General features: G+C 30.3%; 23 protein-coding genes and 2 other annotated features. Of the genes, 9 read left to right on the forward strand and 14 right to left on the reverse strand.

Annotation, left to right across the window (positions count from 1 at the left end; all coding sequences use genetic code 11):
• Window positions 1-21 precede the first annotated feature (21 nt).
• Window positions 22-534, forward strand: coding sequence for a CDP-diacylglycerol--serine O-phosphatidyltransferase (gene pssA / locus B2S02_RS14420; RefSeq protein WP_035132430.1), 513 nt, complete (start codon window positions 22-24; stop codon window positions 532-534).
• A 62-nt stretch (window positions 535-596) separates the two neighbouring features.
• Here pssA and cax read toward each other — a convergent pair whose 3' ends face one another.
• From cax to B2S02_RS14440, 4 genes are all read right to left on the reverse strand, one after another.
• Window positions 597-1,682 (reverse strand): calcium/proton exchanger, encoded by a 1,086-nt coding sequence (gene cax / locus B2S02_RS14425; RefSeq protein ID WP_346848964.1) that lies wholly within the window; start codon window positions 1,680-1,682, stop codon window positions 597-599.
• Window positions 1,683-1,800: 118 nt separating this feature from the next.
• Window positions 1,801-2,679 carry an L-serine ammonia-lyase, iron-sulfur-dependent, subunit alpha gene (gene sdaAA, locus B2S02_RS14430; protein ID WP_035132434.1) on the reverse strand — a complete coding sequence of 293 codons (879 nt, stop codon included), beginning with the start codon at window positions 2,677-2,679 and terminating at the stop codon, window positions 1,801-1,803.
• A gap of 5 nt (window positions 2,680-2,684) precedes the next feature.
• On the reverse strand, window positions 2,685-3,365 hold the full coding sequence (sdaAB, locus tag B2S02_RS14435; RefSeq protein WP_346848962.1) for an L-serine ammonia-lyase, iron-sulfur-dependent subunit beta: 681 nt from the start codon (window positions 3,363-3,365) through the stop codon (window positions 2,685-2,687).
• A gap of 289 nt (window positions 3,366-3,654) precedes the next feature.
• On the reverse strand, window positions 3,655-5,310 hold the full coding sequence (locus B2S02_RS14440) for a nucleoside kinase (protein ID WP_346878385.1): 1,656 nt from the start codon (window positions 5,308-5,310) through the stop codon (window positions 3,655-3,657).
• A 226-nt stretch (window positions 5,311-5,536) separates the two neighbouring features.
• Between B2S02_RS14440 and B2S02_RS14445 the strand changes: the two genes are divergently transcribed.
• The 3 genes from B2S02_RS14445 (at window position 5,537) to fba (ending at window position 7,706) form a co-directional block, all read left to right on the forward strand.
• A complete protein-coding gene (locus B2S02_RS14445) occupies window positions 5,537-6,247 on the forward strand; it encodes a DUF421 domain-containing protein (RefSeq protein ID WP_346848960.1) in 711 nt (236 codons plus the stop codon).
• Between the two features lie 17 nt (window positions 6,248-6,264).
• Window positions 6,265-6,645, forward strand: a complete 381-nt coding sequence (locus B2S02_RS14450) for a DUF4363 family protein (protein ID WP_150844052.1) — start codon at window positions 6,265-6,267, stop codon at window positions 6,643-6,645.
• Window positions 6,646-6,758: 113 nt separating this feature from the next.
• Window positions 6,759-7,706: a class II fructose-1,6-bisphosphate aldolase gene (gene fba / locus B2S02_RS14455; RefSeq protein WP_035132444.1), complete on the forward strand. Its 948-nt coding sequence runs from the start codon at window positions 6,759-6,761 to the stop codon at window positions 7,704-7,706.
• Between the two features lie 45 nt (window positions 7,707-7,751).
• On the opposite strand, the gene B2S02_RS14460 is transcribed toward fba, so the two are convergent.
• Window positions 7,752-8,792: a nucleoid-associated protein gene (locus tag B2S02_RS14460; RefSeq protein ID WP_346848959.1), complete on the reverse strand. Its 1,041-nt coding sequence runs from the start codon at window positions 8,790-8,792 to the stop codon at window positions 7,752-7,754.
• A gap of 183 nt (window positions 8,793-8,975) precedes the next feature.
• Here B2S02_RS14460 and B2S02_RS14465 point away from each other — a divergent pair, with 183 nt between their 5' ends.
• The 5 genes from B2S02_RS14465 to leuS all read left to right on the forward strand — a co-directional run bounded on the left by B2S02_RS14465 (window position 8,976) and on the right by leuS (window position 14,303).
• Window positions 8,976-9,524 carry a class IV adenylate cyclase gene (locus tag B2S02_RS14465; protein ID WP_346848958.1) on the forward strand — a complete coding sequence of 183 codons (549 nt, stop codon included), beginning with the start codon at window positions 8,976-8,978 and terminating at the stop codon, window positions 9,522-9,524.
• Window positions 9,524-10,396, forward strand: coding sequence for a DUF5685 family protein (locus tag B2S02_RS14470; RefSeq protein WP_346877844.1), 873 nt, complete (start codon window positions 9,524-9,526; stop codon window positions 10,394-10,396). Before B2S02_RS14465 ends, B2S02_RS14470 begins: the two co-directional genes overlap by 1 nt.
• A complete protein-coding gene (locus tag B2S02_RS14475) occupies window positions 10,389-11,009 on the forward strand; it encodes a J domain-containing protein (RefSeq protein WP_346877845.1) in 621 nt (206 codons plus the stop codon). Before B2S02_RS14470 ends, B2S02_RS14475 begins: the two co-directional genes overlap by 8 nt.
• 12 nt (window positions 11,010-11,021) lie before the next feature.
• Complete coding sequence (locus B2S02_RS14480; RefSeq protein ID WP_346877846.1) at window positions 11,022-11,528, forward strand: hypothetical protein; 507 nt, start codon at window positions 11,022-11,024, stop codon at window positions 11,526-11,528.
• 67 nt (window positions 11,529-11,595) lie between these two features.
• Window positions 11,596-11,798, forward strand: a binding site (T-box leader).
• Between the two features lie 66 nt (window positions 11,799-11,864).
• A complete protein-coding gene (gene leuS, locus B2S02_RS14485) occupies window positions 11,865-14,303 on the forward strand; it encodes a leucine--tRNA ligase (protein ID WP_346877847.1) in 2,439 nt (812 codons plus the stop codon).
• Between the two features lie 34 nt (window positions 14,304-14,337).
• On the opposite strand, the gene B2S02_RS14490 is transcribed toward leuS, so the two are convergent.
• From B2S02_RS14490 to B2S02_RS14530, 9 genes are all read right to left on the reverse strand, one after another.
• A complete protein-coding gene (locus tag B2S02_RS14490) occupies window positions 14,338-14,748 on the reverse strand; it encodes a carboxypeptidase-like regulatory domain-containing protein (protein ID WP_346920952.1) in 411 nt (136 codons plus the stop codon).
• A gap of 65 nt (window positions 14,749-14,813) precedes the next feature.
• Window positions 14,814-15,602, reverse strand: a complete 789-nt coding sequence (locus B2S02_RS14495) for a GTP pyrophosphokinase (protein WP_035132458.1) — start codon at window positions 15,600-15,602, stop codon at window positions 14,814-14,816.
• Window positions 15,603-15,704: 102 nt separating this feature from the next.
• Complete coding sequence (locus tag B2S02_RS14500; RefSeq protein ID WP_346920953.1) at window positions 15,705-16,394, reverse strand: metallophosphoesterase; 690 nt, start codon at window positions 16,392-16,394, stop codon at window positions 15,705-15,707.
• Window positions 16,395-16,435: 41 nt separating this feature from the next.
• Window positions 16,436-16,702: an EscU/YscU/HrcU family type III secretion system export apparatus switch protein gene (locus tag B2S02_RS14505; protein ID WP_346848949.1), complete on the reverse strand. Its 267-nt coding sequence runs from the start codon at window positions 16,700-16,702 to the stop codon at window positions 16,436-16,438.
• Between the two features lie 16 nt (window positions 16,703-16,718).
• Entirely contained in the window at window positions 16,719-18,356 is a 1,638-nt protein-coding gene (locus B2S02_RS14510) for a hypothetical protein (RefSeq protein ID WP_346848948.1), read from the reverse strand.
• Between the two features lie 101 nt (window positions 18,357-18,457).
• Complete coding sequence (gene tyrS / locus B2S02_RS14515) at window positions 18,458-19,687, reverse strand: tyrosine--tRNA ligase (protein ID WP_346848947.1); 1,230 nt, start codon at window positions 19,685-19,687, stop codon at window positions 18,458-18,460.
• A 103-nt stretch (window positions 19,688-19,790) separates the two neighbouring features.
• Window positions 19,791-20,015, reverse strand: a binding site (T-box leader).
• Window positions 20,016-20,083: 68 nt separating this feature from the next.
• Window positions 20,084-20,494 (reverse strand): hypothetical protein, encoded by a 411-nt coding sequence (locus B2S02_RS14520; protein ID WP_346848946.1) that lies wholly within the window; start codon window positions 20,492-20,494, stop codon window positions 20,084-20,086.
• Between the two features lie 287 nt (window positions 20,495-20,781).
• On the reverse strand, window positions 20,782-20,985 hold the full coding sequence (locus B2S02_RS14525) for a heavy-metal-associated domain-containing protein (RefSeq protein ID WP_035132469.1): 204 nt from the start codon (window positions 20,983-20,985) through the stop codon (window positions 20,782-20,784).
• 164 nt (window positions 20,986-21,149) lie between these two features.
• Window positions 21,150-23,585, reverse strand: coding sequence for a heavy metal translocating P-type ATPase (locus B2S02_RS14530; RefSeq protein WP_346920954.1), 2,436 nt, complete (start codon window positions 23,583-23,585; stop codon window positions 21,150-21,152).
• Between the last annotated feature and the right edge of the window lie 10 nt (window positions 23,586-23,595).

Below are 23,595 nucleotides of genomic sequence, written 5' to 3' on the forward strand. Positions count from 1 at the left end.
TAATAAAATAGAGGTGATAGTGTGAATAAATCTATTATCCCAAATTCTATGACTTTGGGTAACTTAATTTGTGGAGTTTTATCAATACAATTTACTATAAATAATGATTTTACTACAGCTGGAATTTTAATCTTATTAGGAGGAATCCTTGATAGATACGATGGTACTGTAGCACGTTTTTTAAACACTCATAGTGAACTGGGAAAAGAACTTGATTCTCTAGCGGACTTAGTTTCCTTTGGCGTAGCTCCATCAATTTTAGCCTTTTCCCTATATGGATTTAGTAATTTTGGACTTTTAGGTAAAATTTTATTAGTATTATTCCCTGTGGCAGGAGCTTTTCGTTTAGCTAGATATAATTGTACAGATTTTAATAATGTTTTTACTGGCATACCTATAACTATAGCTGGTAGTTTACTAGCTGTACTTGAGATTTTTTCTACGGTAAGACCCATCCCATCAATCATTCCAATGGTATTTATGACATTGCTTTCATACCTTATGGTTAGTCATTTTCAAATTAAGAAAAAATAAAATAGTAATATTAAAAGCGACTATTAAAAATAGTCGCTTTTAATATTACTCATGAATATATTCTAAACCACATAATAGTATGAAAGAGTAACCACTAAATATACTGCTATAAGTAACGCCCCTTCAAACCAATAGGTCTTACCATCTTGAAACACAAAATAAGACATTCCCATAGCTATAGACATGGTTACTATTTGAAAAGTTGAAAACAGTAGGTTTACTTGGAACCCCATAAAGGAAGAGCAAATAACTAATATAGGAATCACAAACATAGTAATTTGTATACTAGAACCTATGGCAGTTTCTAGACTAGCATCTATTTTATTTTCTAAAGCACATACTATGCTTGATGCATTTTCACCAAAGGAGCCTAAAAGTGGAATCAATATTATTCCTAAAAATTCTTGTGAAACTTTATATTCTTCAACAATGGCATTTACACCACCAACTAATCTTTCACTTATAAAATATAAAAGTATAGTTACAATAATAATTAACCCAAATACTTTTCTAGTGTCGTTCTTATCACCATTCTTAGGTAACATTTTTTTTTCATCTAATATAAATAAATTACTATGGGTATATAAGGAAAATATTAGCCCTAATATATATACGCATATCAATACAACACCTATGATTAAACTTATTTTTTGAAAACTACCATTATCAACAATAGAGTATCTATTTAAAGCGGATACAATTATTATAGTAAACATAACTAAAAATAACATATTTAAATTTGTACGTGCAATTATTTTATTAAATTTTTGTTCCCTATATTTTATACCACCACAAAACACTGCAATTCCTAACCCCAGTAGCATATTTGTAATAACAGCACCTAAGAGCCCTGCCTTTGCCATGGAAATCATACCATACTTTATAGACCAAAGTCCCATCATAAGTTCTGGCACATTACCTGCTGTAGCTGAAATAAGGCCGCCTCTTTTTTCACCTATATAATCTGATATTTTTGAAGTTCCTCTTCCTAATAAAATGGCTAAAGGGATCATTACTAATGAATACATTATAACATTAATTATGTTAGAATTTATATTTATAAAAAGCAGTACAATAGAGATTAATACTATGGTTAATGTTACTACTTCTTCTTTTCCAATAAAATCTTTTTTCTTAAAGTCTTTCATATTTTCCTCCACAATATAACATAGATATATATTTACTCTATTCATTTCATAAAGAAACAGTTACACCTATATTTTTTACTAAAGGTGTAACTGTAATGAAATACTTTATTTTAGTTTTTTATTTATTAGAAAATACTTTTTCTTTTAACTTTTGACCACATGGAGTTACTGCAAGACCACCTAAGGCAGTTTCTCTTAATTCACTAGGCAAGGCTCTTCCTATTTTGTACATAGATATGACTGTATCATCAAAAGGAATCTTACTCTCAACACCTGCCATTGCCACGTCTGCCATGGTAAGGGCACTTACCGCTCCTGCTACATTTCTTTTAGCGCATGGTATCTCAACTAATCCCGCTATTGGATCACAAACTAAGCCTTCCACATTTTTTATTACCATAGCCCCTGCATCAAATGCCATTTTAGGAGTTCCTCCCATCATTTCTACAATGGCAGCTGCAGCCATAGCAGCTGCACTACCACATTCTGCTTGACATCCACCTTCAGCACCTGCTAGAGTTGCATTTTTAGCAATTAAAATCCCAACCCCCGAAGCTGTAAATAAAGCAGTTATCATTTCATCATCAGTTTTATTTAATTTCTCCCCTGCTGTAATAATAGCTGCAGGTATAATACCACAGCTCCCTGCAGTAGGTGCTGCTACTATTCTTCCCATGGCTGCATTAACCTCAGAACAAGATAATGCTCTTGCCATAGCTTTGACTATAAAATTACCACATAAGGTTTCTTTTTCTTGGAAGTACTTTCTAATCTTAGTTGCATCACCACCTATAAGACCGCTTATAGATATAATCTCTTTATCCATAGCTTCTTGAGTTGCAGACTTCATAACTTTTAGATTTTCTCTCATCATTTCAATTAATTTTTCCCTAGAAGTTTCTGAAGATTCCAGTTCCTCTCTTATAGTATATTCTGCAATGGTTATGTTCTCTTTATTACATAATTCAATTATTTCTGTTGCCTTTGATAAAAACATTAAAGCTACTCTCCTTTCATTGGTGGTAATATTTCCTCTACATTTTTCACATTTTCTATCTTTCTTATTTTATCTACCACTTGATGATTCACTATCCCATCAGTTTCAACCACCGTTGAAGCTTCTAATCCCTTAGCTTTTCTATATACATTCATTGAAGCTATATTTATATTTTCATTAAATAAAAGATTGCTAACATTATATATCATTCCTGGTACATCGAGATGAGTAATTATAATAGTTGGATATTCTCCTGTAAAATGGATGCTTTGTCCATCTAATTCGAATATAACAATATTTCCTCCGCCTATGGATGAACCTGTAACAGTGGTTTCTATTCCTTTGGAATCCTTCATTACAAATTTAACTGTATTAGGATGTACATCACCTAGATCCGTTTCTTCAAAGGTAAATTTTACTCCTCTTTCTTCTGCTATAGTAAAAGACTCTTTTAATCTATAATCCCAGGGATCCATTCCTAAAATTCCAGCTACTAGTGCCCTATCTGTACCATGTCCTTTATAAGTTTTTCCAAAGGAGCCATGAAGTAAAAATTTAACTTCCCTAACATCATCTTCTGCAATCTTTGCAGCTAATTTTGCAAGTCTTGCAGCTCCTGCTGTATGTGAGCTTGAAGGTCCAATCATTATAGGACCAAGAATGTCAAACACGCTATAACTTTTCATAATTTCCTCCTATAAAATACCACTATAGAATATACTAAAATTTATTATTTCATTGACTCCTGAATTAATAGTTATTACTTAGTATATCCATTTTATATAATACCATTAGTTAAAGATTAAAAATATGTAACTTTTAAATAAGAATTATGTAAAAATATATCTATAATATTTATACCATAAAACTTATTGACAATATATATATTTTTTCGATATAAATAGAGCTCGGTAATAGTGTTTTTTTTGTATACCATTATTACCTAGCTCTATTTAATTAATATTCATTTTAAATTTAATATTGATAAAAACAACTTCCCCCTATAAATTCTGTAATTAAAGAATTTGTTGGAACAACATCCTTATCTACTTCTTTAAAAAAATGTAAAAATTCTATAAGTCTTCTTGCTTCATTGTAGACTGAACTTTCTGGTTTCACTTTATATAGCTCTTCTAATGCATATTTCTTTAAAACTGCTAACTCATATATAAGTGCTGAATTAAACATTACATCTGCATCTTCTTGATACGGAAATATATTCTTATCTTCTCCTCGTCTTATAGAAGACCACATTTTCAGTGTATATTCTACATCATATCCTCTTGACAAATAATCTCTAACTATTCTTCTAATCATCCTTACATCCGTTGTTGCTATTCTATTGTGAGCATCCATATTTATTTGAGTTAATGGACTAATATATACTTTAAATTTATGATTATGAGGAATTGAAGCTGTTAGGACTTCATTTAAGCCATGTATTCCCTCAATTACTATTACTCCCCTATCTGGAAGCTTCACTTTATTTCCTAACCACTCTCTTTTACCTGTTATAAAATTAAAGGTTGGAAGCTCAACTTCTTCTCCATTTAAAAGCATTTTTAGTTGTTCATTAAATAACTCTAAATCCAATGCAGTTATACTTTCAAAATCATATTCTCCAAATTCATCCTTTGGAGTAAGCTCTCTATCTATAAAATAGTCATCTAGTGATATTGGTACTGGAATTAATCCATTAACTCTCATTTGAATTCCCAACCTCTTACAAAATGTGGTTTTTCCTGAAGATGATGGTCCAGCTATTAATATTAACTTTATATCACGATTTTTCTTTATTTTATCAGCAATATTAGCTATTTTCTTTTCGTGCAAAGCTTCTGCAACTCGTACTAAAGTCACAATATCACCATGTTCTATCTCATCATTTAAAGCACCTACATGGGCTATATTTAGTATATCTCCCCATTTCTCAGCTTCATAGAATATCTTTGCTAACTTCCTATGTTTTTCAAATCGTGGAATTTGGGTTGGCTCTTCTTGAGTTGGAAATCTTAGAATAAACCCTGGATCATAGTAAATTAAATCAAAACATTTTAGTATATCTGTATTAGGTATCATTGGTCCATAAAAATAACCAATTTCTTCACCCAACTTATAAATTATTATACTGCTCTCATTTACATTTTTAAAAACACTAACCTTATCATCCATGCCAGCTTCTCTAAATAAATCTATAGCATCTTCCTTACTATAATTTTTCTTTTCAATTTCCATGTTAGCATCTACTATCTCAAGCATTCTCTTTTTTATGGCATATACATCATCTATGCTTAGATTTATGTCTTTATATATTTCACCAAATAATCCTTTACTTAAAGAATGTTCTATGGTTATTTTACTATCTGGAAATAAATCCTTGGTAGCTTTTATTAAAACAAATTGTAAACTTCTTATATAGCACATCATTCCTTGTTTATCTGTAATATCAACAAACTCTATATCACAATCCTTCTCAAGAACAGTTGATAACTCCCTAAGTTTACCGTCCACTTTAACCAAAACTATAGGTACTTTATTGTCATGGCCATATCTTTTTATCAAATTATAACACGTTATTCCTCTATGAACTTCTATGATTCTTTCTTCTATTCTTATCTTGATTTTATCCATACCCTCACCTCTATTATAATTATTTAGTTATCATATATTATTTCCTAATCCCTTAATTAACTAATAAAATCATAATCCTAATAAAATTTAAACTTAAATTATATTATATATTTGTATTACTTATTATATTACATAATTGTAAATATGAAACCAACAAACCACAAATAATTTATTATATTCTGTGCATACTATATTTAGCATTATATTAGAAATATAGGTGATATTTATGTTTATACTTATAATTAGAACAGTTATACTATATGTTTATTTAATTTTCATTATGCGAGTTATGGGTAAAAGACAGCTTGGTCAGTTAGAACCTGTAGATTTTGTAGTTGCACTAATGATTTCTGAACTTGCAACTCTCCCTATGGGTGATAACCGAATTCCGCTAATATATGCTATAGTTCCTATAACTACTTTAGTTTTTCTTCAAGTAATGACTTCCTTTTTAGAACTTAAAAGTGAACACATTCGCTCTATTCTAAACGGTCAACCTAGTATACTTATAAAAGACGGACTAGTAAATGTGAAGGAATTAAAGCAAGTTAGATATAATCTTGATGACCTTTTAGGTGAGCTTAGACAAAATGGTTATTTTAATTTACAAGAAATACATTATGCAATTTTAGAAACTGATGGTTCTCTATCTATTGTTCCTTACAAAGACTATGAACCACCTACAAGGGAAGATTTTAATATAAAAATAGAAGATGAACCTCTTCCCATTCCCGTAATATTAGATGGTGTTATAAACAAGGCCAATCTTAAGTCTATTAAAAAAGATAATTATTGGTTAGAAGAAAAACTAGCTAAAAATAATATTAAAAGCTATAAAGATGTGCTCATTGCAATAGTTTATTCAAATAACCAAAAGTTCTACTTTCAACTTAAAAATCAAACTACTAATGCTAGTGCTAATGAAAAAGAGAGTTAAGGAGGAGTTCCTATACAATGAAAAACATGATAGCAACATGCATCATCTTCTTTCTAATGATATTCATTCTTTTTTTTGCAAGCAAATATATAGTATTAACTTGTGATAAGCTTTTAGATGTTTCATCAGAAATAGAAGAAAACATAGTAAATGATAATTGGGATGAAAGCTATATGTTGTCTTTTGAATTGTTAAACATCTATGAAGGACACGTGGCAAACTTAACTTTATTTTTAAATCATACAGACTTTGATAACATTTATAGTGAAGTTATAAAGCTTAGTCAATATTCTAAATGCAAAAATAAAGATGAAGCTCTTTCATCTATTCACGTGGTAAAAACTTTAATTAACCAAGTAAAAGAATTAGAATCTATATCAATAGGAAACATTTTTTGATAAGTTTTTGGTTACGATTTCAAAATATGGTTTTCTATATAGCATTTAACTAAAGATTGAACTATAATAAAATTATAGACTTAATCTTATAAATAGAAGGGTGGAATAATGTTATGGCATTAGTAACTACTAAAGAAATGTTTAAAAAGGCTTTTGAAGGCAAATATGCTATAGGAGCTTTTAATATTAACAATATGGAGATAATTCAGGGAATTGTAGATGGAGCTAAAGCTCAAAACTCTGCTGTAATACTTCAATGCTCTAGTGGAGCTATAAAATATATGAGACCAGCTTATTTAAGACATATGGTACTTGCTGCTGTTGAGGAAAGTGGAGTTGATGTAGCTCTTCACCTAGACCACGGCGATTCTTTTGAACTTTGTAAAGAGTGTATAGACAATGGATTTACCTCTGTTATGTTTGATGGTTCTCACTATGATTATGAAGAAAACGTAAGACTTACAAAAGAAGTTGTAGAATATGCTCATGCTCATGGAGTTGTGGTAGAGGCTGAACTAGGTAAACTTGCTGGAGTTGAAGATGATGTAAATGTATCTGCTAAAGATGCTACTTACACTGATCCAGACCAAGCAGTTGACTTTGTTAAGAGAACTGGTGTTGATTCATTAGCAATAGCTATTGGAACAAGCCACGGTGCATACAAATTTAAAGGCGAAGCTAAACTTGACTTTGAAAGACTTGAAACAATAACAAGAAAATTAGAAGAAGTTGGTTTTGAAAAATATCCAATAGTTCTTCACGGTGCTTCTGCTGTAGATCCAAAATATGTTGAAATGTGTAATGAAAATGGTGGAGACATAAAAGGTGCTAAGGGAGTACCTGTAGAAATGCTAAGAAAAGCTTCATCTATGGCTGTTTGCAAAATTAACATGGATACAGACCTAAGACTTTGTGTTACAGGTTCTTGTAGAAAAGTATTTGCAGATAAACCAAGTGAGTTTGACCCAAGAAAATATCTTGGAGTAGCAAGAACTAATCTTCAACAATTGGTAGAAGATAAAATTACAACGGTTTTAGGTTCAATAGACTCAATGAAATAAGATAAAAAAAACATGGAACTTTTATTCCATGTTTTTTTATTTTATCTACTTTTCAGTATAATTGATAATATGTTTTATTATCATATTAATACTACCATCCCCGACTCTTTCAATTTCGAATCTATTAATATCATTATAAGCTTCTTCTGATATATATAAATCTATATCTTTATCTATTTTTAGCCTAACTCTCTTCAATTTCTTTTCTACCCACTGCTTATCTAAATCTACAGTTTCACTTACTCCACTTTCAATTGCAAAGGTTCTAAAGTTCTCTTTTAGAGACTGATTTTCTTTAAAAACTTCTTCTGCAAAATTATTCAAGTCTATAGAATCTTCTTCTCTGAGCCTCTTCTTAACTTCTCTACGTACTGTTTCTTGTCCTTCTGCATTTTCACTAAGGGCATTTTGAGTCCATTTTTCTGCTACTTTCAAAAACTGCTTTGTCTTATCTCTTTCATTTTCTACTATAGTACAGCCTAAATAATTATCTATAAAATAATTAGCTCCATATTCTTTATTTTCTTTATTGCTTTTACTTTGCTTATCAATTACTAATAAATCATAAGGATTATCACTAGCCATAGCCTTGATAAATGCACACTTTTGTATCCTTGAACTACTTGAAGGCAGTCCTGTAAATTGAGGTATTATATCTATTCCAATCTTTCCATCTACAAACTCTACATTGTGCATATAATTTTTAATATAATCCATCTTAAATATACCTATAAATGCTCCATACTCTGTAGTAAAGGATACAGTAAGCAAATCACAGGAAGGTATGCTCCCCTTTGATCTCATCAAGATAAACATCTGACTAGCTAACTCCTTAGATACATTTGTTAGATTATTTTCTCCATTCAAATATTCTTGACATACTTCCTTTACAATATTTCTCTCCTTATTAAAAATAGCATATTTAAGTTCCTCATCCTTTAAACATCTTTGAATGTGTTTAAAAATAAAAGTATACACCTCTTCTGCTAATTCTAAGGGATACTCATTTAAAACTGGCTCATCGGAATTGTTATCTAAAATATGAATAATAGCTTCATTTATATTAATTTCATTTATATACTCCATCACTTACCTCCATAAATTTTAGTATACATATCTTTATGTATATTTACTATTCTAGTATATCTACTATAGATTTTTAACAGTATAAGAATAATTATATATTTTTTTTTAACAATATCAATAAAATTTGTTATAATCTTAAACATAAGGTATAATGTCATCATTAAAGAAAAAGGGGTGCTATCCTTGGAAGAAATGGAAACTAGAATCTTAAAGATAGATGTAGATGAAATAAAATCTAAACTTAACAGTCTAGGCTGTGAAAAAGTTAAGGATGAAAATCAAGTTAATAACCTCTATGATTTTCCAGATAGAAGACTGCTAAGTAAAAAAGGTTATGCTAGAATTAGAATAGTGGAAGATAATTTAAATAATGTAATAATAAATTATATGACTACAAAAAAACTTCTAAGCCAAGAAAAGTATAAGGTTATGGAAGAAAATGAAATTGTTATAGACAATAGCACCATTGGAAGTCAAATCTTCACCTCCCTTGGTCTTGAGCTAGTAGCATCAATAAAAAAACATAGAGAAAGTTATAAATATAAGAATTCTCTTATTGAAATTGATATAAATGATAAGAGCTTTTGTCCCTTTCCTTATTTAGAAATAGAATCAACGGATGAGGAAGAAATAAAAGAAATTGTAGCTTTACTTGGATATACTATGGAGGATACCACCTCTAAAACAATCTTTGAAATATTAAATGGTGAAGGATCAGTAAAAGGAGTATAATGTTTGGTTATGTAACACCCTATAAAATGGAATTAAAAATTAAAGACTATGAAATGTTCAAAGCTTACTATTGTGGGTTATGTATATCTATAAAAAATAATTTTTCTAATTTATGCAGAATGACTTTAAATTATGATATGACTTTTTTAGGTATACTTTTGGATAGTTTAGAATACAGTAAACATAAGTATGTAGTTACTAAATGTATAGCTCATCCTATGAAAAAAAAGCCTAAGGTTATAGGTAATAGAGCTTTAGATTATGCTGCCTTTTGTAACGTGTCCCTAGTATACTACAAATTATTAGATGATTATAATGATGATAATTCTCTAAGTAAAAAGTTTATTTCTATGTACATAAAAAAATTTATAAATAAATCTAAAGAGGACTTATCTCCAATTTTAGTTAATATAGAAGAAAATATAAATAAATTAAGTTCTCTTGAAAAATCTCAGAATGTGATATCTATTGATGAACTCAGTGACCCTTTTGCTTCTTTAACAGCTTTTATAATCTCTTACTATTATAAAAATGAAAACTTTTTTAATGATTTATATAATTTAGGATATAATCTAGGGAGATGGATTTATATAATAGATGCCTTTGATGATTTAAAGGAAGATATGGAGAAACATAAATTTAACGCCATTAACAAAGCCTTCAATGTTGAAAACCTACCCTATGAAGACTTAATTATTAAAGAGGGCAATAGAATAGAATTTAACCTAATAATGAGTGCGAATTCTACTTCTGAAGCTTTAGATAAACTTCCTATAAATAAAAATAAAGACTTACTATTTAATATTTTACAATTAGGACTTATGAATAAAATAGAAACTATAAAATCAAGGAGTGACAAAAAACATGAATAATCCTTATGAAGTACTTGGAGTTAAAGAAAATGCCTCTCAAGATGAAATCAAAAAAGCTTATAGAGAGCTAGTAAAACAATATCATCCAGACAAGTATGTTAATAACCCGCTAAAAGATTTAGCAGAAGAAAAACTTAGAGAGATAAACGAAGCTTATGACGTATTAAGTAAAAAAGGTAATACTAGTAATGGATCTTCTAGCTATGGAAATCCTTCCTCAACCTATGGTGGTGGTTCTAACAGCTACAATGATCCTAATCTTCAATCTGTTAGAATGGATATTAATAGAGGAAATATAGGCGGCGCAGAATCGAAACTTAATGCTATGACTAATAGAACTGCTGAATGGAACTTTTTAATGGGGGTTGTACATCTTAGAAAAGGTTGGTACGATAGCGCAAATAATTTAATAAATACAGCTTGTAGAATGGATCCTAATAACTTTGAATATAGACAAATGCTTAATCAATTAAATCATACACAAAATAACTATAGAAGTACCTATTATGGTCAAAGAAATAGTTCTAATGACATGTGCAATACTTGCTTAAATATTTGGATGTTAGATACTTGTTGTGAATGTATGGGTGGAGATTGTATTAGTTGTTGTTAAAAGGAGGTTACTATGAAAGAAAATAAGGCTTCGAATATGGCAAAGGGCGGTATGCTTATTGCTTTCACTCTTATTATCTTGTATGCCGCTAATTTTATTACCTTTAACACTTTATTTTTATTAGGCTTAGCTTCAGCACTTATTCCCCTGGGAATACTTATTGCTGATATGAAAACTACTTTATTAGTATATATAGGCTCCTCTGTATTAGCTTATTTCATAATCCCAGACAAAACTCTTTGTCTTTTTTATGTGCTAATCTTTGGTCCCTATGGCATAGTAAAATTTTTTATAGAGCAAAAAAGAAATACAACTATAGAAATCATATTAAAACTAGTTTATTTTAATGTGATAACCTTTATATCATTTCTTTTATATAAACAATTATTTATGCCTACTATTGAACTACGATATCCTTTAATAATTATGTTTGTAGGTGGAAATGTGGCCTTCTTTATATTTGACTATGTTCTTACGGTATTCATAAATAGTGTGAGAACTAAAAAATTCAAATTTTAGGGATATAATATTCAAATCCCTTGACATTTACTTCACTCTTAATGTATAATTTTTAAAAACTAAATTATTTATTGCAGTGATGAGGAGTAGTAATATAATTACTTATTTAAAGAGAGCTACAGCTTGGTGTAATGTAGTAATAAGCTTATATGAACTTGCCTGGGAGCTTACTTGTTAAAAGCAAGTACGGATTTAACCGTTATATTATCAAGGGAGACCTTTATGGTCTAAATAGAGTGGTACCGCGGAATTATAGTTTTCGTCTCTTTCATAAGAGATGAAAGCTTTTTTTTATTTAAAATAATATTTGATATTTATCAAACAAGGAGGATTACTATGGCTAGATATGGAACTGCTACAGATAAAAAATGGCAGGAAAAATGGGAAGAAACAAACCTATATAAATTCGATGAAAACAATATGGATAAAAAATTGTACGTTCTTGAAATGTTCTCATACCCTTCAGGAAGCCAATTACATGCAGGACACTGGTTTAACTACGGACCAGTAGATTCATGGGCTAGAATGAAGAGAATGCAAGGATATAATGTATTCCAACCAATGGGATTTGATGCTTTTGGTCTTCCAGCAGAAAACTTTGCAATTAAAACTGGGATACATCCTAAAGACTCTACTGATAAAAATATTGAAACTATGGAAAAACAACTTAAAGCAATGGGTGCAATGTTCAACTGGGAAAATGAAGTTGTTACTTGTAGACCAGATTATTATAAGTGGACCCAATGGTTATTCCTAAAATTGTATGAAAAAGGTCTTGCTTACAGAAAAAATGCTCCAGTAAACTGGTGCCCTAGCTGTAACACAGTACTTGCAAATGAGCAAGTTGTAGAAGGTCATTGTGAAAGATGTGAAAGTGAAGTAACAAAGAAAAACTTAACTCAATGGTTCCTTAAAATCACAGACTATGCAGATGAGCTTTTAGAAAAACTTGATGGTCTTGATTGGCCAGAAAAAACTAAAGCTATGCAAAAACACTGGATTGGAAGATCAACTGGTTCAGAAGTAACTTTTAAAGTTAAGGATTCTAATATTGAATTCAACACATTTACCACAAGAGTTGATACTTTATTTGGAGTTAGCTACGTTGTTCTTGCTCCTGAAAATGAATTAGTTGAAAAGCTTACTACAGAAGAAAATAAGGCTGCTATTGAAGCTTATAAAGAAACATCTGCAAAGCAAAGTGATATAGAAAGACAGTCTATCTCTAGAGAAAAAACAGGAGTATTCACCGGATCCTATGCTATAAATCCTATAAACAGCCGTGAGATTCCAATATGGGTTGGAGACTATGTACTTAATACTTATGGTACAGGTGCAGTAATGGCAGTTCCAGCTCATGATGACCGTGACTATACTTTTGCACAAAAATATAATCTTCCAATAGAAAGAGTTATAGAAGGTGGAGATGCTCTTCCATTCACTGAATATGGTCCAATGATAAATAGTGGAAAATTTGATGGTCTTAAGGGAGAAGAAGCTAAGGATGCAGTGGTTACTGAGCTTGAAAAGTTAGTTCTTGGTAAAAAACAAATTAACTACAGACTACGTGACTGGCTAGTATCTAGACAAAGATATTGGGGTGCTCCAATTCCAATGATTCACTGTGACAAGTGTGGAACTGTTCCAGTGCCAGAAGCTCAATTACCTGTAGAACTTCCATACAATGTAGAGTTTGCACCAGATGGAAAATCTCCTCTTGCAAAATCTGAAGACTTTATAAATGCAACTTGTCCTAAGTGTGGAGGTGCTGCACACCGTGATGAAGATACTTTAGATACCTTTGTATGTTCATCTTTCTATTATTTGAGATATGCAGATAATAAAAATAGTGAAAAAGCATTTGATAGTGAAATAATAAATAAGATGCTTCCAGTAGATAAATATGTAGGTGGTCCTGAACATGCTTGTATGCACCTTCTATATGCAAGATTTATCACTAAGGCTCTTAGAGATATGGGACTTCTAAACTTTGATGAACCATTCCTATCATTAACTCACCAAGGCTTAATCCTAGGACCAGATGGACAGAAAATGAGTAAGTCTAAAGGTAATACAATATCTCCTGATGACTACATCAAAGAATATGGCTCTGACGTATTTAGAATGTACCTAATGTTTGGATTTGGATACACTGATGGCGGAGCTTGGAGTGATGATGGATTAAAATCTATTGGTAGATTTGTAGATAGAATAGAAAGAATTCTTGAAACATCAATTTCAGAAATTAACTGTAACAAGTCTTCTAAAAATGTAATAGAAGCACCTGAAAAAGAGCTTAACTATTGGAGACACTTTGCAATTAGAGGTGTTAGTGAGGATGCTGAAAAGCTTCAATTCAACACTGCCATTGCAAGACTTATGGAGTTTACCAATGCTCTTAATAAGTATCTAAATGAAGCTGTTAAAAATACTGATTTCTTAAAAGAAGTATTAGTTGATTATATTAAGCTTTTAGCTCCTTTTGCTCCTCACTTCAGTGAAGAACAATGGGAAAACCTTGGAATGGGTTACTCAGTATTTAATGAAAAATGGCCAGAATTTAATCCAGCTGCTTTAGTTAAAGATGAAGTAGAAATTGCTATTCAAATTAATGGTAAAATTAAAGCAAAAATAAATGTTGCAACTTCTTCTTCTGAGGATGAAATAAAAGAAGCATCTTTAAATGATGAAACGATAAAATCTAACCTTGAAGGAAAAACTGTAAGAAAAGTTATAGTTATTAAAGGTAGACTTGTAAATATAGTAGCTAATTAATCTAATAAAAAAACAGAGGAAAATCTCCTCTGTTTTATTTTTCACTATGATTTATTGGTAATTTTCTTTCACTATTATCAGAATTTTTACCTTCTCTTATGGTTATGAAACTATGTCTTGCTTCTTTATCTTTTATGGTAACAGGCCTAACATAAATATCATCATGCCATATTTTTATTAGATAGGTCTTATTTGGTGGTAATGGACCAAATAAAAATTGACCATATTCATCTGTAAAAGTATGGGTTATAGGTAGTATACTTAATGGGTCATTTGGATCTTCAAGTATGATTAACTTTACTACTGCATCACTAATTGGTTTATTATTTTTATCAATTACTCTACCATAGATAACACCTCTGTTATCATCACCAGTTTCAACCTTAGCATCTACATACTTATCTCCATAAGTAGTTGATTGAAATTTAATTAATTGCTCACTCATTTTATACCTCATGAAATATTGCTTATATCATCATATGAGGAATATAAAACTTTTGTACCAATGAATTATTTGTACCTTTCAAGAACCTTTTTAGTTTCTTCTAATAGGCTTGTAAGTTCAAATACATCTCCTACTTCTAATAACTTATTAAGCTCTTCTGTAAACCTTGATGCTTCTCCAGTTTTCCCTAGGGAAGATATAGTTAATATATTTTCCACTATATTACTTACTAAAGAAGATTTTACCTCAAATAGCTTTTGAGCATCCTTTATTTCATCTTTTATTGCTAACATTTCTGTATCTAAGTTAAAGGCTGCATCTGCTGCACTTTTAAGCTTTCCTTTAATGTCTATTGGTATAGCATGCTTATATTTATAATTTAAAGAATGTTCCACTGTAGCCCAGAAGTTCATTGCCAAAGTTCTTATTTGAAATTCAGCAAGCACTTCACACATTCCAGATGCCATATTTACTGGATACTTTATAATCATATGATAACTTCTATAACCACTAGATTTTACATTAGTAACATAATCTTTTTCATAAATTATATGCATGTCTTTTCTTTCACGTATTATATTTACTACTTTATCTATATCATCTACAAATTGGCACATGATTCTCAGTCCAGCAATGTCTTCCATTTCATACTGGATTCTATCTAAAGGTATATCAAATTTATTAGCTTTCTCTAGTATACTGGAAACCTCTTTAACCCTACCCGTTACAAATTCAATAGGTGAGTATTCATTTTTCTTTCTTAATTCTCTTCTTATACTTCTAAACTTTACTTTTAATTCCTCTACTGCTTGGTCGTATGGAATTAAAAAACTCTTCCACTCAATAACTGCCATATATGTCATTCCTTTACTAACCAATTCTATTAATCCGTATTTAATTATATCATATAATGGTATTTTTTATGGTATTTTATATGACTTTTATTGAATTTTTTATTAATCTAAAATCTTAATAGGAGCAAAATCTATATAATCACAGGATGTTAAAATATACTCAACCCCATCTTTTTCTCCTTCAAAGACATTTAAAAGTCCTCCACCATGAAGATGTCCATAGATTACCTTATCCACGTTATATTCCTTAAACATTTCTAAAAATTCATTTTCCTGCATATTAGGAAATATAGGTGGATAATGAATCATACATATTATTTTTTTAAAACCACTTTTTATTGCTGCATCTATGGAAAATCTTAATCTTATAAGTTCTCTATCATAGATTTTTTTATCGTGAGAATTAAATTTGGGATTATTCTTTAAAATCCATCCCCGACTTCCACATATAGCATAATCCTCATATACGAAAAAATTATTTTGGATAAACTCCATCCTCTGAAACATAGAATTAAGCTTAGTAATTCCAGTCCACCAATAGTCATGGTTTCCCCTAACAAATATTTTTCTCCCCGGAAGATTATTTATAAATTCTAAATCAACCTTGCCATTTTCCATATTCATAGACCATGAAATATCCCCTGCTACTAATACTGTATCTTCATCTTTCACAATTCTAATCCAATTTTCTTTTATTTTTTCATCATGATTGCTCCATTTTTCCCCAAATATATCCATAGGCTTTTCTCCTGTGGAGGCTAGATGAAGATCTGAAATTGCATATAATGCCACTTAACCACCTACTATCTATTTCATAATCTTTTTATTTAAATTTATTTGTACTTATTATCTATCTCCATAACATAGGCTATAACCTTTGCCACTACATCATAAAGCTCATAAGGAATTTCACTATCTATATCCACTTTAGTAAGCATATCTGCAAGTTCATCATTATATACAATAGGTACATCACTTTTTTCTGCTTCTTCAAGGATTTTATCAGCTACATTACCCATACCTGCTGCTGTAACCTTTGGAGCATTCTGCCCATATTCATATTTTAAAGCTGCTGCTTTTTTTCTCTTTCTATCTTCCATATAAGCACACTCCTAGCTAAACTCTAGTATTAATTGTAGTGAAATCATCATCTTCAAAGAAACTTCTGCAATTTGAAAAAGAAAAATCATGTTTTTTCTCTTTTATAAAAATATTAAACATATACTTACTATCCATTAAGTCGTTAATTAACTTTCCCTTAAATCTTTCTAATATCTTTACATATGTGGCTTCACTCTCTATTTCAATAGTGGCTGAATTTTTATTAACGGTTAAATAAGCATCTACCTTTTCCATATTTACAGTGGCTACACTAGCCGCTATTTTAATATTTTCAGTATCTAACTTTTTTCCTTTACTTCTTTCATCCTTAATAATCAGCTTACAATCATATTCCTTATCTTTCATATCCAGTGGAACATTAAGAAAATAATAATTATTATTTATTGTATTAAACATTTTAAACTCTTGAAACTTGGTTTCTAAGTTTTGAATCACATTATTAAAAGTACTAGTTTCTTTCTGGGATAACTTAATTAATTCCATTAAATCATTTTTTATAAAGGATATTTTTTCTCTTAATTCATCCTTTACCATATTGCTTGTTATACTTCTATCTACCATGATATCTGATTTAAGCTGCTTAAAGAGTTTATTAGTGCTATCTACTTCGTCATTGCCGTGAGATGCCATTTTCCCCAGTAGATCATCTTCATCATTGACTATTCCTATTGTTCTTTCATTTATAATATCATTAGAATGCTTTCCTTCTTTGTTTACCATCTTTTCTGAAGATAATATAGCTTCTTTATTTTCTAAGCTTTCCTTTATTGATACCATAGGTTGAGAACTATCTTTTTCAGAATATATTAATTTATCACCTTCAATGAAAGTTGAATTTCTATTAACAATAGCTTCTCCCTGTGTATCTTTATTAATATTGCCAATAATCTGCTCTTTAATAACATTGGTAGTTTCCTTTATCTCTGGTAAAATACTGTATTCATTAGATATAACCTTTGAAAAAGCTTTGATATTATGTTCATTTAGCTTTATATCTAGGGCTTTCATAACAAATACATCATCTATCTTTAAATTCTTGATTTCATTTAAAACTCTACCTAAAGTTTCTTTTATTTGTTTAGCTTCAGAACTATTATTTTGTATTCCTTTAGCTTCTATAAATTTATCAATGAATTTATTTAACTCCTTAGGAGAATTATTGCTTTGATCTATAAATTCCTTAAGTCCCTTAATTTCTAAAAGATTTTCTTCTGTAATTGGAATATTGTTCTTAAGCATAGATTTTAATATAGGCACATCCTCTTTGCCTACTGGAAAATCTAAATTCTTAAGTAGTTCTTCCATTAATGGATCTTTAATAGCTGAGTCACCATTGTTCCCAAGGCTATCTATAACATTTGATTCTAATATTCTAAGAAGGAATTTTCCTCCTTCAAATCCATCTAGTTGAAATTTAAACATATAATCATCTAAATTTTCTTGAAGTATTTCTCCATCTACCCTTGCCGGAAATACTCTTCCATCAAGTAACTTTATTATAACATCAGTTGTACTTCCCTCTAACCTTAAAATTCTAGCAGAAAATGAATCTCCTTTTTTAAAGGTGAGCTTGTTAAAATCATCTCTTGTTGTATAGTTTTGTACCATATTAATTTTCCATACATTTGACATAGACTTCACCCCCTATTAAACTAATCGTATCATTTTCATTTTAGTGAAGTATATTACAAAAACAATGAGTATACCATTAGGCATACTCATAATTTTTTTTACTAAGCTATCACTAATTTATAGAATTTTTTCTTTCCTCTTTTTATTAAGGCATATCCATCCTTTTCTAGGTAGCTTTCATTAAATATTTCATTAACATCTTCTATTTTTATATCATTTATAGTAAGTCCACCTTGCTCTATAAGTCTTCTTCCTTCTTTCTTAGATGGAACAATACCTGTTTGTGCTATTATATCAAGAATTAAAGCAGATTTCATATCTTCAGCAATTTCTACTGTAGGTACATTGCTCATGTCTACTCCACCACTAAATAGAGCTTCTGCAGCCTTTTTAGCTCCTTCTGCTTCTTCTTCTCCATGGATAAGTTTTGTAACCTCATAAGCAAGAACCTTTTTAGCTTCGTTAATTTCTGCTCCTTCTAAAGCTGAAAGTCTTCTTACTTCATCCATTGGAACAAATGTTAGTAGGCATAGACACTTCTCTACATCTGCATCATCAATGTTTCTCCAGTATTGGTAGAATTCAAATGGTGATGTTTTATTAGGATCAAGCCATACTGCCCCATTGGCTGTTTTACCCATCTTATTTCCTTCACTATTTGTAAGTAGTGAACATGTCATACCATAAGCTGATTTACCTTCTTTTCTTCTGATAAGTTCCATTCCAGCTAAGATATTTGACCACTGATCATCTCCACCTAATTCCATTGTGCAATCATACTTTTTATTCAATACGTAGAAATCATATCCTTGCATTAACATGTAGTTAAACTCTAAGAAGGATAATCCTTTTTCTAATCTTTGTTTAAAGCACTCAGCAGTAAGCATTCTATTAACTGAGAAGTGTGAACCTATATCTCTTATAAAATCCACATAATTTAAATCTAAAAGCCAGTCTGCATTATTTTCTAGGATTGCTTTATCATCACTAAAGTCTATTAGCCTTGAAAGTTGACCTTTTATACAAGATATATTGTGATCAATTTCCTCTTTAGTTAGCATTTTTCTCATATCTGTTCTACCTGATGGATCACCTATCATTGCAGTACCACCACCAACTAAAGCTATGGGTCTATGCCCTGCCTTTTGCATATGAGACATAAACATCATAGCAATAAAATGTCCTATATGAAGACTATCTGCTGTGGGATCAAATCCTATATAAAAAGTTACCTTTTCCTTTGCAAATATTTCTTTCATTTCTTCTTCATGTGTTAATTGCTTTAAAAATCCACGTTCCTTTAAAACGTCATATACATTGTAATTTTCCATAACTTCCTCCAACATCTTATAGTTTTTTTACTTTAATCTTCGGCTATGATTTCAATTTTAACAAATATAATTAAGAAACTAAAAAAGTCCCTAGTATAAAAATACTAGGGACGAAAATTTCCGTGGTACCACCCAAATTTATAATTTAAAATCTTTAAAAACATTTAAATTATTCTCTTCCTTAATAACGTTAGGAAACCGTAACAGCCTACTACTACTTCGACCTAAGACTCTAAAATGTATTTCATTAAAATCCTTTACTGATTTACACCACTCATCAGCTCTCTTTAAAATTCATTTAATTACTTCTTTTCTTCATCGTCTCTTACTATATTCTATTTTAAATACATATTACTATTATTATTATCATTTTTCAAGAGTAAATACTAATTTTCTCTAAACAACATATTTTTTAATAGTATCTGGTATATTATTTTCTTCACAACTAACGTTGGCATAAAAGTCAACTTTAAATTTTTCTGATAAATATTCTAATTTATTTAGTATTGAACCAAAATCATCCGCATCATTACATATGTCACTCAAAATACCGTCTATAAATATACTTTCCACATCATAGTCTTTAGATATTATGCCACATATAAAACCGTAAAAATCTTTGTAATTATGAATATTAAAGTCTTTAGAACATATAAACCTTATGTTCTTATGAATACGTAGGAGTCCTCTTGTGTCATCATCGATATACACTAGATTTCCTTTTGAGCTACTTACCTTTGAATTAGCTAAATTCATTAATGCTTTTGTTTTCCCAGAGCCTTTTTCTTTACAAAATACTTGAATCATTTTAAACGCCCCCAAACTTTTTAATAAAATACATTAACTTTAATAGTTATATTATATAATATTCAGAATATTTAATCAATAGTTCCTATTAACTTATATATTTCTGTTATTTTAATTATATGTGAATAATTATCACATTATTATTATTTTATATACATAATAGATTATTCTTAAATATACCTTCTTAAAACCATAGGTAATAAAAATGCCTTAAAGTTTACTTTCATAAAAATCTAGTAACCTTTAAGACATTTAATTATTTTTCTGTTATATAATTTATGGTAATTTTATTCTATGCCTACTACATCATATCCTTCTTCTTCTATAGTAGCTTTTAAAACATCATTACTTTCAGTAGCTTCTACTAAAGCATATTTCCCCTCTAAATTAACTTCTACTTCTGAAACTCCAGCTAACTCTTCTAGAGCATTTTTTACGTGAGCTACACAGTTTTTACAGCTCATTCCTTCAATTAATATTTTCTTTTTCATCGCTTTCTCCTCCTAAAATATATATTAGTATGATAATTTAATATTATCATTAAAATTATCAAATGCCTTTAAACCCTGATAAACAGAACAAATAGTTAACTATTTATATAGTTTCCTATTTATATAGCTTAATATTTATATAGTTTCCTATATAAATAGGAATATTAAGCTTTAAATCTTCTAAGTCTCAATGCATTTAATAATACTGATACTGAACTTAGACTCATAGCTCCTGCAGCTATCATAGGATTTAATAATGGGCCACCAAAAATGTGTAATACTCCCATAGCCACCGGTATTCCTAATACGTTATAACCAAAGGCCCAGAATAAATTTTCCTTTATATTTTTAATAGTTGCTTTGCTTAGTTTTATGGCTGATATTACATCCATTAAATCACTTCTCATAAGAACTATATCTGCTGATTCAATGGCTACATCTGTTCCAGATCCTATTGCTATTCCTATATCAGCCTGGGCAAGGGCTGGAGCATCATTAATACCATCACCAACCATGCCTACTCTATTTCCATCAACTTGAAGCTTTTTCACTTCATTTGCTTTATCCTCTGGTAAAACCTCTGATAATACTATATCTATACCAACTTGTTTTGCAATGGCATCCGCCGTTCTCTTATTATCTCCAGTTATCATAGCTACTTTTATGCCCATTTTGTGCAGACTTTCTATAGCATTTTTACTACTTGCTTTAACAGTATCTGCTACAGCTATAATTCCAGCAGCATTTCCATCTATAGCTATATACATTGGTGTTTTTCCCTCTGAAGCTAATCTATCAGAAGTTTCATCTAAACTTGAAATATTAATGTTTTTTTCCATCATAAGTTTTTTGTTTCCTAGAAGAATAGATTTTTTATCTATTTCTACTTCTATACCATGTCCTGGAATAGCATTAAATTTATCGATTACTTTAAGGCTCAACCCTTTTTCCTCTGCATCTTTAACAATGGCTTCACCAAGTGGATGCTCTGATCCCTTCTCTGCACTAGCTGCTAAAATTAGAATTTCTTCCTCTGATTCACCATTAGTTATAATATCTGTAACCTTAGGTTTTCCCTCTGTTATAGTTCCTGTTTTATCAAATACTATGGTTTTTAATTTATAAGTAGTCTCTAATGGTTCTCCACCTTTAATTAAAACACCATTTTCAGCACCCTTTCCTGTTCCCACCATAATGGCAGTTGGAGTAGCAAGACCTAAAGCACATGGGCAGGCAATAACCAGTACTGCAATAAATATAGTAAGAGAAAATATAGGTGTTTCACCAGCAATCAACCAACCCACTGAAGCAATTACAGCAAGCCCTATAACTACAGGTACAAAGTAGGCTGATATAACATCTGCTAGTTTAGCAATAGGTGCTTTTGAACCTTGAGCATCTTCTACTAGCTTAACTATTTGTGCAAGAGCAGTATCTCTACCAACTCTAGTGGCCTTATACTTAATAAATCCTGTTTTATTAATACTAGCCCCTATTACACTACTTCCCATAGATTTTTCAACGGGTATGCTCTCTCCTGTAAGCATTGATTCATCTATAGATGTATTTCCTTCTATAACTTCTCCATCTACTGGTAACTTTTCACCTGGTTTTACTAGTACTATATCCCCAACTATAACCTCTTCTACAGGTACTACAATTTCTTTGTTATCTCTAATTATAGTTGCTGTTTTAGGAGCTAAACCCATTAAAGCCTTTATAGCTTGAGAGGTTTTACCTTTAGATACCGCTTCTAAATATTTACCTAAGGTTATTAAGGTTAGTATTACTGCAGCAGATTCAAAATATAGATGCATTGCATACTTATGATCCCCTTGCATTATTTTATATATAGCAAATATACCGTATATAAAAGCAGCCAAAGTTCCTATGGATATTAGTGAGTCCATATTAGGACTTAGTTTAACTAAATTTTTAAGTCCTACCTTATAAAACTTATATCCAGCTATCATTACTGGTAAGGTTAGTATCAACTGAATTAATGCAAAGTTTAACGGATTTGTCATAGGATCTATTATAGATGGAAGATGCATCCCTACCATGTGACCCATTGTTATAATTAGTAGTGGAACTGTAAAAATTAGGGAAGATATGAACCTTGTAAGTAATTTACTAGCTTCACTTTTTTCCTCTCCTTGTTTTTCCTTATCTTTTACTTCCTCTTTAATTAACTTATACCCAGCTTTATCTACTGCTGCTTTTATATCACCATAGGATATCTCATCTTCATTTACTTTTATAGTAAGCTTTTCTGTGGCAAAATTTACCGTAGCATTTTCTACTCCATCTAGTTTTTTAGTTACTCTTTCTACTCTATTAGCACAGGCAGAACAAGTCATGCCTTCTACTTTAAAATTGTAGGTTTTTACATTTTTCTTTACGCCATACCCAGCTTTAACTACAGCTTCCTCAATCTTATGAGAATTTAAATTTTCCTTATTAAAATCTACAGTTAAAGTTTCTGTAGCAAAATTTACATTTGCTTTTTCAACCCCCTCTAACTTACTAATTGCTCTCTCTACTCTATTTGCACAAGCAGAACAAGTCATACCTTCTATTTTAAATGATTTATTATCCATGTTTTCACCT

This window comes from Clostridium sp. UBA7339, assembly GCF_002470865.1.
GTDB lineage: Bacteria > Bacillota > Clostridia > Clostridiales > Clostridiaceae > Clostridium_J > Clostridium_J sulfidigenes.